13 protein-coding genes are annotated in these 14,818 nt (G+C 51.3%); 7 read left to right on the top strand and 6 right to left on the bottom strand.

Going from position 1 to position 14,818, the window contains the following annotated elements; translation table 11 throughout:
- Positions 1–15: 15 nt before the first annotated feature.
- Positions 16–2,061: a UvrD-helicase domain-containing protein gene (locus ACO0K2_RS05070; protein ID WP_423016416.1), complete on the bottom strand. Its 2,046-nt coding sequence runs from the start codon at positions 2,059–2,061 to the stop codon at positions 16–18.
- A 144-nt stretch (positions 2,062–2,205) separates the two neighbouring features.
- Here ACO0K2_RS05070 and ACO0K2_RS05065 point away from each other — a divergent pair, with 144 nt between their 5' ends.
- Positions 2,206–2,688, top strand: coding sequence for an SRPBCC family protein (locus ACO0K2_RS05065; protein ID WP_423016414.1), 483 nt, complete (start codon positions 2,206–2,208; stop codon positions 2,686–2,688).
- On the opposite strand, the gene ACO0K2_RS05060 is transcribed toward ACO0K2_RS05065, so the two are convergent.
- The 5 genes from ACO0K2_RS05060 to ACO0K2_RS05040 are packed head-to-tail and all read right to left on the bottom strand — an operon-like array spanning position 2,685 to position 7,273.
- On the bottom strand, positions 2,685–3,218 hold the full coding sequence (locus tag ACO0K2_RS05060) for a DUF4405 domain-containing protein (RefSeq protein ID WP_423016412.1): 534 nt from the start codon (positions 3,216–3,218) through the stop codon (positions 2,685–2,687). The genes ACO0K2_RS05065 and ACO0K2_RS05060 overlap by 4 nt on opposite strands.
- Before the next feature lie 33 nt (positions 3,219–3,251).
- A complete protein-coding gene (locus ACO0K2_RS05055) occupies positions 3,252–4,085 on the bottom strand; it encodes an FAD:protein FMN transferase (RefSeq protein ID WP_423016410.1) in 834 nt (277 codons plus the stop codon).
- Complete coding sequence (locus ACO0K2_RS05050) at positions 4,082–4,618, bottom strand: FMN-binding protein (protein ID WP_423016408.1); 537 nt, start codon at positions 4,616–4,618, stop codon at positions 4,082–4,084. The genes ACO0K2_RS05055 and ACO0K2_RS05050 overlap by 4 nt, the downstream gene beginning before the upstream one ends.
- Before the next feature lie 8 nt (positions 4,619–4,626).
- On the bottom strand, positions 4,627–5,979 hold the full coding sequence (locus ACO0K2_RS05045) for a hypothetical protein (RefSeq protein WP_423016406.1): 1,353 nt from the start codon (positions 5,977–5,979) through the stop codon (positions 4,627–4,629).
- 43 nt (positions 5,980–6,022) lie between these two features.
- On the bottom strand, positions 6,023–7,273 hold the full coding sequence (locus ACO0K2_RS05040) for a cytochrome-c peroxidase (protein WP_423016405.1): 1,251 nt from the start codon (positions 7,271–7,273) through the stop codon (positions 6,023–6,025).
- Between the two features lie 269 nt (positions 7,274–7,542).
- Between ACO0K2_RS05040 and ACO0K2_RS05035 the strand changes: the two genes are divergently transcribed.
- The 6 genes from ACO0K2_RS05035 to ACO0K2_RS05010 all read left to right on the top strand — a co-directional run bounded on the left by ACO0K2_RS05035 (position 7,543) and on the right by ACO0K2_RS05010 (position 14,812).
- On the top strand, positions 7,543–8,631 hold the full coding sequence (locus ACO0K2_RS05035; protein ID WP_423016404.1) for a hypothetical protein: 1,089 nt from the start codon (positions 7,543–7,545) through the stop codon (positions 8,629–8,631).
- A gap of 234 nt (positions 8,632–8,865) precedes the next feature.
- Positions 8,866–10,983, top strand: coding sequence for a S46 family peptidase (locus tag ACO0K2_RS05030; protein ID WP_423017460.1), 2,118 nt, complete (start codon positions 8,866–8,868; stop codon positions 10,981–10,983).
- Between the two features lie 174 nt (positions 10,984–11,157).
- Positions 11,158–11,781 (top strand): paraquat-inducible protein A, encoded by a 624-nt coding sequence (locus ACO0K2_RS05025; protein WP_423016402.1) that lies wholly within the window; start codon positions 11,158–11,160, stop codon positions 11,779–11,781.
- Entirely contained in the window at positions 11,768–12,469 is a 702-nt protein-coding gene (locus ACO0K2_RS05020) for a paraquat-inducible protein A (RefSeq protein ID WP_423016400.1), read from the top strand. Before ACO0K2_RS05025 ends, ACO0K2_RS05020 begins: the two co-directional genes overlap by 14 nt.
- Positions 12,462–14,156 (top strand): intermembrane transport protein PqiB, encoded by a 1,695-nt coding sequence (locus ACO0K2_RS05015; protein WP_423016398.1) that lies wholly within the window; start codon positions 12,462–12,464, stop codon positions 14,154–14,156. Before ACO0K2_RS05020 ends, ACO0K2_RS05015 begins: the two co-directional genes overlap by 8 nt.
- Entirely contained in the window at positions 14,156–14,812 is a 657-nt protein-coding gene (locus tag ACO0K2_RS05010) for a PqiC family protein (protein ID WP_423016396.1), read from the top strand. The genes ACO0K2_RS05015 and ACO0K2_RS05010 overlap by 1 nt, the downstream gene beginning before the upstream one ends.
- The last annotated feature ends 6 nt before the right edge of the window (positions 14,813–14,818 follow it).

The following is a 14,818-nucleotide window of genomic DNA, read 5'->3' as shown; positions in this document are numbered from 1 at the left end:
CTGACCTATTGTCGTTCAGTCGATTGTCGGATGTGGGGCAGTTTTTGTCAATAATGCTTTCAAATTTGCTAATCGCTCTTTTGGTGTAATTGCCTCAGCTTCGGTTGGAACAGCATCACCTTCGTCGAGTTTCATTTCTTTGATGAAACGTGACACATCACAATGTACGGGTGCGCCAGCCCTTTTTCGCTTTTTGCACCAGGTAATGTGCAGGCTGCGCTGGGCGCGGGTGATGCCAACGTACATTAAACGACGTTCTTCTTCGATACGGGCTGCCAAGGTTTCAATCGGGGCATCTGGATCGCCTTTATGCGGCAGAATCCCTTCTTCGACACCGACCAGAAATACGTGCGGGTACTCTAGCCCCTTAGACGCATGCAGGGTGGACATCCGAACGGCGTCGGGCTCTTCGTCCTTGCCTTCCATCATGGTCATCAGCGCCACCATCTGCGTGAGATCGAGCAGGCTGCGGTGATCATCTGTACCATCTTTGCCGCCGCTGCCTTTGGTTTTCAGCCATTGCGTGAAGTCGAGCACGTTTTGCCATTTGCTTTGCGCAGCGCGGTCGTCAAAGTTGTCGTATAAATACGCTTCGTAGTTAATCTCTTTCATCAGATCATCCAACAACTCTGCCGCATGCCCTTCGCGGTGGGCGTGGGCCTCGACCTGATTAATGAAAGTAGCAAATTCACGTAAAGGACGGAGTTGGCGTTCAGTCAACTTGGCCTCGATCCCACCTTTGAAGACGGCGGCAAAGAGCGAGCATTGCCACTGTCCCGCAAACGCGCCGAGCACCTCCAGCGTGGCTTGTCCGACACCTCGCTTTGGCGTCGTGATCGCGCGAATGAACGCGGGATCATCGTCTTCGTTGGCAATCAAACGCAAGTAGGCAATGATGTCTTTGATTTCGGCTCGGTCAAAAAAACTCTGTCCACCTGAAATCGTGTAAGGAATACGCTCTTTGCGTAATGCTTGTTCGATCACGCGCGCCTGATGGTTGCCGCGATACAAGATGGCATAGTCCGAGTATTTGGCGCGACGTTCAAAGCGGTGGGCTGAAATCATGATCGCCACCTGTTCCGCCTCCTGCTCGTCATCCTGCATGCCTAGCACTTTGACGGGATCACCCAAGCCGTGTTCAGACCACAAGGATTTTTCGAACAATTTAGGATTATTTCCAATCACCGCATTGGCCGCTTGCAGAATGCGGGTACTGGAGCGGTAATTTTGCTCCAGCTTGATGATCTCTAAATTCGGAAAATCGACTTGCAAGGTTTTGAGATTTTCAATCGTCGCGCCACGCCACGCGTAGATCGCTTGGTCGTCGTCTCCCACCGCCGTGAACATCGGTTTTTTGCCGATGCCACTCACCAATAGCTTCACCAGCTCGTATTGGCAGGTATTGGTATCTTGATACTCATCGACCAATAAGTAACGCAAACGCCGCTGCCACTTGTCACGTACCTGTTCATTGTTGCGGAACAACTCCACCGGTAGTCGGATCAAATCGTCAAAATCCACTGCCTGATAGGCAGATAAGGTGGCGACGTAGCTACGATAAATACGCGCTGCGGTGGCTTCTTCTTCATCTTGCGCTTGTTGAATCGCTTGTTCTGGATCGACCAAGGCATTTTTCCAGAGGGACATTGCTGTCTGGATACGACGAATCAATTGCTTGTCGGTCGTGATTGCTAAATCTTGCACTAAGGAAAAGCAATCGTCGCTGTCCATGATCGAAAATCGGTCTTTCAACCCGAGCGCTTGGGCTTCTTGACGCAAAATTTTGACGCCAAGCGAATGGAAAGTAGAAACGGTCAATTGCTTTGCTTGGCGTGGCTCAGCTAATAGCTTGGCAATCCGCTCTTGCATTTCGAGGGCTGCTTTATTCGTGAATGTCAGTGCGGCGATATGCTTGGGCTCGTAGCCATGCAGCTCAATCAAATTCACGATTTTTTGGGTAATGACCCGCGTTTTACCGGATCCAGCGCCCGCCAATACCAGGCAGGGGCCATCCATATAATTCACTGCAGCACGTTGGGGGGCATTGAGACCGTGGGACATAGGCGCTTGAAAAACAAAGTTGACGCTATTGTAGCCGTCTATTGATGCCAAAGGCGGGCAGCCGGACCGTATTTACCACCATCCTAAGCAACAAGAGTAAACTGTCGGCATTGCGGTAGCAAAAAACACGTTGAAAGCGACACCATGAAATTTGAACATTTAATTGAAATTAACGACATTCTTAATCCGATGGCGGACTTTTTGACCCGTGAGCAACTATGGCACGGTCTGGTGTTGCGTGCGGAAAGTCCGAAGCTGTTTGTGCCGCACCTCGACGAAGCAAGTATTGTCGATCGTTCTGAAGTCCGTATGACGCGCACTTTACGTTATGGCAACTTGTCTGTGACCGATACCGTTCACTTTGCGCATCAAGAACATGTTCACTACGATGTGCCTGCGCAGGGTGAGATTCCACCATCGTCACTCAAGATGATTATCGAAGAACCAGCGCCAGAGCATTTATTCGTGCGGTTTATCTATGAGAATACCGCCAGTGCAGAAGAAGATGAGCAAGAGAAAATGTATAACGACTACCGTCGTTCTGCGTATCAACAAGCCGATATCGATACCATCAGAAAAATCCGCGAACTCGCAGAAGCGGGGCGTCTGAACGCCACCTTGAATTAAGCAGGTGGTAGGGGCATCGTAGATGACGCGCGCCCCAGTCTGACGCTTAAACGCCCCAGATAAATATGCAGTAATAAGAGGGCAGGCAAAGCGCATCCAACGATCCAGTGCGCGGCCGACCACCAAGGCCGCGCCGTTTCACTGGCAAAATAATACAAACCATAACCCGTCAAGGCTAACCACGCCAGACTCATGACCATCGTCCAACCACTTTTGCGGTTTCGACCGGCATGGTGGGCACGTCGCATATGTTGGAACAGCAGGCTGCCAATCAAAAACGCGGATGGCACAATCAACGCACCATGTAATTGCATTGACCAATGTTCAAGTGGATGAATGGTTTCACCAAACTCCCTCACCGCACGCAGTGTAAAACGCGCAATGATCCAAGCAAGACCGCTGAAAAATAAAGCACCTATAAGGAGATAAATGCTCCGTTTATGCCACCGCTCGAGTTTAAATTGCAGACGCGGCGAGACCGCCTGATGCGGATGAAGAGTGTGTCGAGGGCGGTGTTTCGGGATAGGCATACGCTGGCGGAAAAGCGATTGGAAAAGCGGGTACTAAAGCGATGAGACAATAAAGGCCTGCGCATCACAGGCATCAAAGCAAGGATGGTTGCTCTCTTGCGTTGCTGCGACAAACTTCGTCAGACCGTCCGCCAGCATACAACAGGATGCCATCACCGAGTAGCTTTTTGTGCTGTTTAACGAGACACCCGTACGGCCATCAAAGAGCGCGCTCTGCACTGTCCCATCTATTTCTTTGCGAGAAAAATACATCGCTGAGGTCGCCAATGCCTGATCTTCCAGTACGACTGTGTGTGCCATACGGGTCGGTTGTTGCGGGTCGCGGATGGCGATTTCATGCCGCCCCAACACCCGCAAATCACCACCCGCATTGACGCAGGCGTTGCGTATCCCTACCTCTTGCAACGCGGCAATCGCTTGGTCAACGGCATATCCTTTGGCGATACCACCGACATCGAGCCAATCATCGCGTAATTTTTGAACCAAGCCATCTTGGCGCAGCAAGTAGGCTTGTTGCCCCGCTTCGTAGGTGGGGATGGTAGCGTGATCAGGGTGCGGTAAAAATGCACCCGCCGCCAGACAACTGCCAGTCCGGATATCAAAGACACCTTCTGTCAGTTGCGAGAGGGTTTGCGCTGCGGTGAGTACCTGAATGGTATGAGGATGCATGCGCAGGGTGTCTCCCGGCGCAGCGTGGTTGAAACGGCTGATATCGCTCGTTGATGCATGAAAGCTCATTGCCTCATGCACCTCCCGAATGACAGCAAACGCGGCCTGAAATGCGGCCTGTAGCGTGGCTTCTGGCATCTCGTCCAGAATGCTCACATCAACCAAGGTGCCGAGCCATGGCTGCGCACGACGTTTCATTTTTTCAAGGTCACTTGAGCGATCGCAGCAATCCGTCGGACACCGTCCGTCACGTGGGTACAAGACAAGGTAGCGCCACTGATATTCGCAATACCATCGCCCACCATCAGACCGGCATTCGCGGTTTTACCTACAAACTGACGCCGCCAGTTGGCGTTCCGAATTTCAAATCCATGGCTTTCGCGATAGGTCAAAATTTCTACTTGCTTGACGGTGGCGTCGGGCATGAGGCCAACGGCATAGGAGATCAACTCAAATTTGCCGATCACATCGTCCAAGACCACATACCCCAGTAAGGCGTTGTCCTTGTAGGCCGCCACTGTGCGCCACGCCACAGAACGAGCGGGGACGCCAGCCAGTTTTTCAACTTGCTTCATTTGCTCTGCATTGAGTTGCAGTGGCAAGGGCGCGAAGTGGTTGGCGTCAGGAAAAATACTTTGTTGCGCCTGCTCCACGGTCAGGTACTGCGTTGCCAATGCGCTGCTACTGACGGTCATCAATGCAGTTAAAGAGAGTGGAGCAAGTGATTTCATAGACATGATCAGAAAGCGTAACCAACACCCAGATTATAACGATCAAGGCTACTGTCCTGCTGGAACTTCTGGTAATCGGCTTTCAGCACAACGCCTTCACCAATACGGAAATTCGCGCCAATGGTGCTGACTTTTTGGTCAGCGGCAGGTGTCAATCCCAGACCTTGCGGCATGTCTGTGTAGGACTGCGCGGTGTTAAAGCGTTCAAAGCGAACGAATGGTGTCAGGCTGTAATGGTCTGTTTTCCAAACTTGATACGCACTCTGTACATACCAGCCGTAGAACGATGACGGCACTGGCGTAATTTGACCTGCCAAGGTTTGATTCAATGCCCCCACGCCAGTGATGGTGCCACGGGTATAAAGCGCACTCACGTCCAGCTTGCCTGGGTTGTAACGGGCATGCATATCCCAAAGCGTCACGCGGCTATCGTTAGCGACACTGTCTTTGGTACCTTGTCCTGCTTTACCGGTAAAGACGGAACCGCCGACCAGCAAGCCCGGTACACCGCGCCAGTTGACGGCGGCATGCATACTCAAATCACGGGATTTCGCCAATTGGCCTTCCTGATGGATACTGCCCAGCGGGGATTCGGCGCCATCCGTGCTGGTGCCGTCCCATTTATTGATATCAAAGCCAGTTGTCAGTCCAAGATCCCACGTCAGACCGTTGTCGTGCGTACCAGTCAAACCAAAACCGGCCTCACGCCAGGTACTCGGAATAATGGCTGTCTCGACAAAATTGCGATGCACGCCATAGTACGCCGTTGGCTCATGGTTGGTGTTGAGCAAACCGACTGGCATTAAAAAGAGACCCGCTTTTGCACTCAGGCCTTCGCGGAGTTCATGCTCAACATATAACTGTTCAACTTCGCTTTCACCTTGATCATCTTTTGAGGTGACTGCGTGTTCCCATTCAAACTCAGCCACCATTTTGGTTTTTTCATCAAAGCGATGTGTCAGACCGATCACGGCACGTGCTACGTCGGTTTGTGCTTGGCTATTGGCTTGGCGTGGACGGGTATAGTTGATTTCCCCGTAGCTACTGATCGTTGTTTGTGGACCCGATGCCGAACCGCTCTCTGACATCGCCACGGCGCGCGCGTCCGTAGCAGGCTGCGCAGTGGCAGTCGAGATCGCCGCCGTATTTTCAGCGACAGTGGCGCTTAGTTGTTGCTGTGTTTTGGCGACGCTTTCGGTTTTTTGTTTGTTTGCAGCCAACTCTGCCTTCATTGCTTCTAATTCAGCCGCCAGTTTTTCGATGCGTTGTAACAAGGCCGCTTCATCAGCGTGTGCTGGCGCGGTGAACACTGCTGCGATGAGGGCAGCACATAAGCTCTGGGCAAGGATCTTTTTTTTCATGATGATTTCTCTCTCGATGGATATGTTGTGCTGGATGATGGCCTTATGGTTTATAGCCATCCGTTAAGGTCGACAAGAAACTAATCACATCATCGATCTCAGCAGGTGTCAGCGCTGGGGCCATGCCACGCTGGCGGTTGTACGGCACTTCTTTGACATTGACATTACCGACGTAAGCGGCAGGCAAATCGTTGAATTTCAATACACTGCCGTCGGCAGCAAGCGGATACCATTCTTCTGGATTGGTGTCGCGGCGTACGTAGAAGCTCACCACGTCTCGCAGATTGTTGTATTTGCCATTGTGGAAAAATACCTTGCGGGTTGCCACGTTGCGCAGGGTAGGCACTTTGAAGGCACCGCAAAATTCTGTACGTTTAGCCAGATCGGTTCGGTCTGGACCGCATACGCCCATATCAAAATAATCGGCCTTGGCGGTAGCGGGGATCAGCGTGTTGCGAGGAACCCCGAGATTGTCGAAGGTAAAGTCCGTAAAGAGGGGTGCAGAACCATCTTTTCCTTTGGTGCTGATATGGCAGGCGGCACAGTTACCCTTAGTTGGATTGTTGAAGAGGGCAAGACCACGCAACTCGCTATCGGACAGGGTCGCTTGGCCTGCCAAGAAACGATCGTATTTGGAATCGTAAGGGTGAAAATCGCTGTCTTCTAGCTGATATTGCTGCAAAGCGAACAAGGCACGTTCGAATGCCTTATCGGTATCGTTGAAAATATCTGCACCGAATGCTTGTTTAAATGCATTGACATAGCTGGCGCGTTGCAACTTGGCGACGACATCCGCGCGACCATTGTTGGCCATCTCATGGGGTGCTAATAACGGCGTCTCGGCTTGTGTTGCAAGCGTTGAAGCTTTGCCATCGCGCGTAAAGCCACCGACCGGCTTACCATCATCACCAAAGCCAAAGGCAGGTGTTTTATCGAGGTAACGTAAAGAAGGTACAGCACGGGTGCCTGGCACATCGAGATGCGGGCCACCGAGCTGGACACTCAGGTTATTGGTTTGTGCATGCGCATTGGCAGGATCATGGCATGTGGCGCAAGACATGTTCCCCGATGCGGACAAACTCACGTCAGCAAAAATCTTTTGACCGACCTGCGCCGCCGCACTCATTCCAGAATCGGAACCAGAGGTACCACCCGCGCTGGATGATCCACCACCTCCCCCGCAAGCGGTCAATAAACCAAGCGTTGCCGCCACGGCGAGCGTGGAAAACAGAGAATGAGTCGATGATAAAGACGTTGCCTTACGGCGTGCGACAGGGGTTGTGATGAGTGTCATTGGGATAAGAAAATGCAAAGAACAACGAGGTGACGACCTGAAATTACACCATAATGCAAATGAGAACGATTCCTATTATAGTTACAATTCATTACGTTAGCAATCTGTTTGATACACAACTTGATGTGGCTTAACAAACTTGTACATAACGATACCCATGAAAACACATCAAAAATCCGCTCATAGGCGTTTTCTCAGACGTAACTCTGGGATAATGGCGATCAATTGCAGTACCGAATGACATTTACCCTCACCTTTTAAGGTCCATCATGACGAAACGCGCCGCCAAGCCTGCAGTGATCCTGCCTGCTATTCCTGCTCCTGATCCGTTCCAAGCCAAAACACTGAAACGTAAACAGTTCGCCAGCACGGGCGACGTGCACATTCAAGGTGATGTGACGATCACAACGCAATTGATCGTTGGTGGTGATTTGTTGATTGATGGCGACCTGATCGCCGAAGAAGTGTTCTGTCTCGGCAAGCTGACCGTCACTGGCGACATTCAAGTGCAGTCCTTATACGTCGGCCACACGCTCGATGTCGGCGGAAATATCGACGTTGAATTTTTGGTCAAGACCGGCTGCAGCGCCGAATGGATGTTGCGTGTACTGGAAATCGATCAGCGCAAACCAGCAAAAGACGGCAGCAGTTTCATGGATGCCTTGGTGCACCCAGCCATTCTGGCACGTCAAGCGCATCACGACGTATTTGGTGGCTTTGGCGATATCCAAGGTCTGGGCTATCTGTCTTGTTCCGATTTGGATTGCCACGGCAATCTGCAATTGGACGATGACCTCGAAGCGACTGAAGTGCAATTCGTTGGTGGTCACTTAGCAGCCAGCGCCATTCATGTCGCCGGCGATTGCAATTGCCAAGGCGAAGTGTTCAGCGAGACCAATATCGAAGTCGAAGGCAGCTTGTTTGCGGGTGAAATCATCAGCCAAGGCAATGTCTCCGCTGGCGCGATTGGCAGCCAAGGTGACATCAGTGCCTGGGGCAGTATCCGCGCAAAAGGTGAAATCAGCAGTCTGTTTGGTGAAATTCACGCTGGACGTTGGATCGCAAGTGCTGCGAGTGTTTATGCAGCGAAATACATCAAAGCGGGTGAATCCATCGTCGGTGAAAAAGGCATTAGCTGTGGTAAAGACTACGGGATTTTCGCGGGTTCTACCCTGCCCCGTTCTGAATGGGCGACCAATGGTTTGATCTCTGCGGCGACCAAGCCACGTTTGATTTTGTCCGGTGAGTTTGTCGAAGGCAAAAAACTTCGCCACATCGACAGCTTAGAAAAAAAACGCAACAAAGAACTCGATTGGGAAATCTCCCGTCGCGTGAAACGCGAGATGCTCGCTGAATAAACAGCAAGCATCATCGTCCCCAAAACAACCGACGGCCTATCCGTCGGTTGTGGATGAAGTGACTGTCAGGTGCCTTGCCTTGGCTCGTCTGATCCGTGAATCAACAAACGCCATAACAAGCCCATCGACGACCTCCATCGTCCCCTGACACCCCTCGTCGTACCATAAAAATAAAATCGAATTACGGAGCACAGCTTGAAAATCGTCCCTCTATCGCCTCTCTTTTCTTTACTCGTGGCGGGGCTAACACTCGTCCCGACTGCACAGGCTTTCGCTGATGAAGGTCAGTGGCAACCGTATCAATTGCCACAATTAAAATCTGAATTAAAACGTATCGGCATCGCGCTGCCAGCCGAGAAACTGGCCGATCTCTCAAAACATCCCATGAGCGCCATCTTATCGCTCGGTGGTTGTTCTGCGTCGTTCGTGTCAGAGACAGGATTAGTGGTCACGAACCACCATTGTGCGTATGGCGCCATCCAACGGAACTCAAGCGCTGAAAAAAATTACATTAGCAACGGCTTTTTGGCGACTTCGATGGCCGAAGAATTGCCGGCCGGTGCGGATGCAAAAATGTACATCACCGACAAAGTAGATAACGTGACCGCGCAAGTTCTGCAGGGCATCGCTCCCACCATGAGTGGCAAAGAACGTCATGCACTCGTCGAAAATAAAATCAAAGCGCTCATTGCTGAGTGCGAACAGGACAAAGCCTACCGTTGCTCGGTACCGAGTTTTCATCGTGGCCTTGAGTACTACCGCATTCGCCAGTTAATGATCCGTGATGTCCGTCTGGTCTACGCGCCATCTGACAAAATTGGTAATTACGGTGGCGAAGTTGATAATTTTGAATGGCCCCGTCACACCGGTGATTTCGCCTTTTTAAGAGCATATGTCGGTAAAGACGGACGTCCTGCCGACCCTTCTCCTGAGAATGTCCCTTACAAGTCCAAAGACTTTTTAGTCGTGTCTGCGGCAGGCTTAAAAAATGGCGATCCGATTTTACTTGCGGGCTATCCAGGGCGCACGAGTCGCTATAAATTGCCTGAAGAAATTCGTTTTGCGCGGGATGTCAGTTATCCAAAGCGTGTCACCGAAGCGAAAGCGGATGTCGCAACGATTAACGCCGCCACCGAAGGCGACCCCGATGCCCAAGTGCGTTATGCCAGTGTCGTGAAAAGCATCAATAACGGTTTGAAGAAAACAGAAGGCTTGGTCGAGGGATTTCATCGTAAAGACATTGCAGCCATCAAAGACGAACAAGATGCAGAGTTCCGCAGCTGGTTTAGCCAAAACAATCCAGACAAAGACTTTTTAAAAGAGCTTGATACCGTCATCGCCAGTGACATGGCATTGACAGAAGAAGAGTTCGCATGGGCGGTGGCGAACGATAGTGACTTATTGAAAAGTGCTCGCACCTTATATCGTCTGGCGCTTGAATCGACGAAGCCAGATGCAGAGCGTGAAGCCGGCTATCAACAGCGGGATGTGCCATTTATCGCAGCGCGTTTAAACCGCCTCGAACAATCGTTCATGACCAGTGTCGATCAGGCCCGCTACGCCGCCGCACTGCAACGTTACAGCAAACTTGACCCCGCAACACATCCAGCGGGGTTGGATGCCTTATTACCTTCGCCCGATACGGTCGTTGGTTTGTACCAGCAAAGCGAGCTGAGCAAAACAGCCCAACGTCTTGCTTGGATGAAAAAAGACCCCGCTGCCTTCCAAACATCCGACGATGCCATGATCAAATTAGCGATCCGTCTGCATGATATCGGGATGTCTCTCGAAGAACGACGCAAAGAGGTCAACGGCAATCTGGAACGGGTCATTCCGCAGTATATGCAAGCTGTTATTGCTTGGAAAAATGCGCAAGGTAAGCCTGTTTATGCAGATGCGAACTCGACACTGCGCGTTACCTATGGCACCGTTTCACCGTACAGCCCACGTGACGGCGTAACGAAAGGTCCCTTCACAACGGTCGAGGGAATCGTCGAAAAACATACGGGAAAAGAGCCTTTTATCGCACCAGACAATTTACTCGCTGCCATCAACGAAAAACGGTACGGCAGTTTTAAAGATCCTGTTCTGGGGACGGTGCCAGTCGACTTTTTGTCGAGTGCCGATACGACAGGAGGTAACTCCGGCTCGGCGGTGTTAAACAAAAATGGCGAATTGGTGGGATTAAATTTTGATTCAACCTATGAATCGATCACCAAGGACTGGTATTTCGATAGCGCCATTACCCGTGCGATCCATGTCGATATCCGGTATATGTTGTGGGTCATGAAAGAGGTGGATCATGCCGACAACGTGTTAAAAGAGTTGTCTATCAAATATCCAGCAAAATAAGCGGCATCGCACCACGACCGCAACGTATTGATCAACGGCTTGATCAACGGCTTGTCACAAGACAAGCCGTTTTTTTTGATCCAGCCACATTGATGACCACGGCGAACGACAATATGCTTTAATATCAACACGGAAAATGTTGGACTTTTTTGCAGCGGAAAATGGATTTTTTCAATGTCTGACGTCAAGTTCGTTGTCTGCCACGAATGCGACTTGCTTTGCAGGGAAGTATCGCTGAAAGTGGGCGAGGCAGCGTGCTGTCCTCGGTGTGGGGCGAAATTGTTTCACCATAACAGATCGACCCTCGACCAAACATTGGCGCTTGCCATCACGACAGCGGTGCTGTTTTCGATCATGAACACGTTTCCGCTCATGGCGCTGCATTTGCAACAAAACACCCGTGAGACCAGCCTCTTTGGTGCCGCATTGGCGATGTGGGATCGGGATATGCCCGTTTTATGTTTATTAGTCATCCTCACGACGATCGCCGCGCCCGCATTACAGATTGGGATTGAACTCTATATTCTCCTGAACATCAAATGGGGAAAACATCCCCAGACGACCAGCCTCCCTATGATCGTTTTGCAAAAATTACGCCCTTGGAGCATGGTCGAGGTATTTATGCTGGGGCTGTTGGTGTCACTGGTTAAACTCAAAGATCTGGCAGATATCATTGTCGGACCCGCATTCTGGTCTTGTGCTGGATTGATTGTGGTCTCAGCAATCATGGGCAGCATGCTCACACCCCGCCATGTCTGGATGTGGTCACAGGAAAGAAAATCACATGCCCATCTCTGAGCAAACGTCCTTGCAGCCTTCACACAACGCCGCCATTCAAGGCACCAGCGCCACGAGTGCCACCAGCGCAGTGAGGCCACTCACAGGCAACGCCGCAGGTCTCATTACTTGTCAGATCTGTGAATCACTCTGCCACATTCACCATCCTGATACCCGATGTCAGGTCTGTGGCGCCACGCTCCGGGTCCGCGATCAAGCCGCGTTTCATCGGTCTGTGGCATTTTTGATTGCGGCTTCGATTTTGTACATCCCCGCCAACTTGTTGCCCGTCATGCATACCGAGACGATTTTCGGTCCGGAAGACGATACCATCATGAGTGGTGTCGTCTTGTTGTTTGCAGCAGGGTCTTGGCCTCTTGGCTTGTTGGTGTTTTTTGCCAGTGTGATGGTGCCACTGCTGAAGTTGTTTTCAATGAGTTTTTTGTTGTGGACAAGCTGGCGTCGAAGTACATCACATCCGTTACAACGGACCCAATTATTCCGCATCGTTGAAACCGTGGGTAGATGGTCGATGTTGGACATTTATGTTGTCACTGTCTTGGTCGCCTTGGTACAGTTTCAAAGCCTGGCGTCGGTGTATCCGGGCGAAGGCGCATTTGCCTTTGCGACGGTCGTGGTGTTGACCATGCTATCAGCATTAAATTTTGATTCGCGTTTAATTTGGGATGCAATAGAGACCAATGAATGATCACGTACCACCGTCCCCAGAGGGACCAGAATCTTCGCCGGCCGCGCCGACCGCACCAGTCCACGCGCCACATGCCGCCAGTATTCCGAGCTTGACCGTGCGTTCACGCAAACGCCTACCGTCCGTCGTATGGATTGTTCCGGTAATTGCCGCACTCATCGGCCTTTGGCTGGTTATCCATACAATCACCAGCCAAGGTCCCGTCATTACCATCAACTTCAAGTCTGCGGAAGGACTCGAAGTAGGGAAAACGAAATTACGCTACAAGGACGTCGATATCGGACAAGTAAAGGCGATCAGCCTATCAGCAGACCGAAAAAACGTGATCGTCACTGCGCAGTTAATCAAAAGCGCCGCGGATATTCTTGCCTCTGATACCCGATTTTATGTCGTACGACCACGTATTTCGGGCGGCTCGGTGTCCGGTTTAAACACCCTGCTCTCTGGTGCTTACATCAGTGTCGATGTGGGTGTTGCGACCTCAACGACGGATCAATTTACCGGCCTCGAAAATCCCCCGCTGGTAACCCGCGATTCTATTGGGCACGAGTTTGTTCTGCACGGCAAGCAAATCGGCTCGATCAATTATGGTTCGCCAGTCTTCTTTAGACACATCAATGCGGGCCACGTGACGCAATATAGTCTCGATAAAGACGGTCAAGGCATTACCTTACGGGTCTTCATTGATGCGCCTTACGATCAATACGTCAATCCACAAACCCGCTTCTGGCACGCCAGTGGCGTCGAGATGTCGTTGGATGCCAATGGGGTCAAGGTTAGTACAGAGTCATTGACTTCATTGATTGATGGTGGTCTGGCGTTTCAGGATACAGAAGACGCGATGCCTGGACAAAAGCCTGCTGACAATGGCACGGCATTTACCTTGTTTGAAAACCGTGAACAAGCGATGCGCTCACCGGATACCCGCGTGCGGTCTTTCCTGATGTATTTTAAAGACTCGTTACGCGGCCTGTCGAAAGGTGCTCCCGTTGATTTACATGGAATCGTCATTGGTGAGGTGATATCGATTGGTGTCGACTTTAGCGAAGACGTTCCGCGCTTTCCGGTAGAGGTGAGTATTTATCCGGACCGCTTGCACTCTCAACTTAGAAACGGCGCACAAGCACCGGATGACGACACGGCGCGCAAAGAACGTCTACTGTTGGATCGTTTAGTGGCTAAAGGAATGCGGGCACAGCTTCGCTCAGGTAACTTACTCACAGGCCAGTTGTATGTGGCGCTCGATTTTTTCCCTGACAGTGCGCCAGCAACGATCAACTGGAAAGGTGTTTATCCCGTTATTCCAAGTAACAACGGTGGCTTATCCGACATTCAAGATACCGTGAGCCGGATCACGAAAAAAATTGATCAGATTCCGTTTGATCAATTATCCGGAGAATTGCTCACAGCATTAACGAAACTCAATAAGACACTGGAGAGCACCGAAAAGCTTAGCCGTCACCTCGATACGGAGGTCACACCAGAACTGAGTTCAACGCTAAAAGAAGCACGCGCGACGCTGGCCAGTGCGAATGCCGTCTTGTCTGAGGATGCGCCGGTTCAACAGGATTTGCGCGATGCGCTCAAGCAAGTCGCTCAATCAGCACGCGCACTGGCAACATTGGCAGATACCCTAGAACGGCATCCAGATGCGCTGGTCTTTGGTAAAGAGAAAGTGAAACCATAATGAGAGCTATGTTATCTCCGCTGTTATCGTGTCTACCCTTAAAAAGGGGTGTGACGTCGCTCTGGTTAGTGACCCTGGCATCGACGGCTGCGACCTTGTCAGGCTGCGCCAGCCCCGCCAAAGAACACTTTTATCAACTGAGTTTTGCTGCGCCAATCTCCACAGCGGAGGTCGCAGCACATGCCGCCTATGACGTACAGATCGATAACGTCCGTATCCCAGAGGCGATCAACCGTCCGCAACTCGTGGTACAACAAACGGCAACGGAAGCACTGGTTCGGGATGATCAACGCTGGATCGCCCCAATCGACGAGCAAATGCGGCAGGCCTTGCAAGCAAATCTGCAAGCCCAGTTGCCACACGCATGGGTCAGTGAACATCCGCAAGGAAACATGTCAACAACGCGCTACCGGATCAGTATCGACGTCAGAGATTTGCGGACGACCTTAGCAAGTGAAGTTAGTATGGACGTGGTGTGGGTCATTGCGGATGCCAACAAGCATCCTTTAAGGCGTCAGCAGCGTCGCATTTCCGTGCCCTTAAAGGATAGCGACTATCGGAGCATTGCCCCAGCCATCTCCGCCGGATTGCAAAATGCCTCATTGATGATGGCAAACGATGTGCGTCTTTTAGCGGAAACGCCTCAACATCAATAACGAGGT

Origin of the sequence: Undibacterium sp. MH2W (assembly GCF_049340215.1) — a bacterium.
Lineage (GTDB): Bacteria > Pseudomonadota > Gammaproteobacteria > Burkholderiales > Burkholderiaceae_D > Undibacterium.
This window is presented reverse-complemented; position numbering and strand designations above follow the sequence as displayed.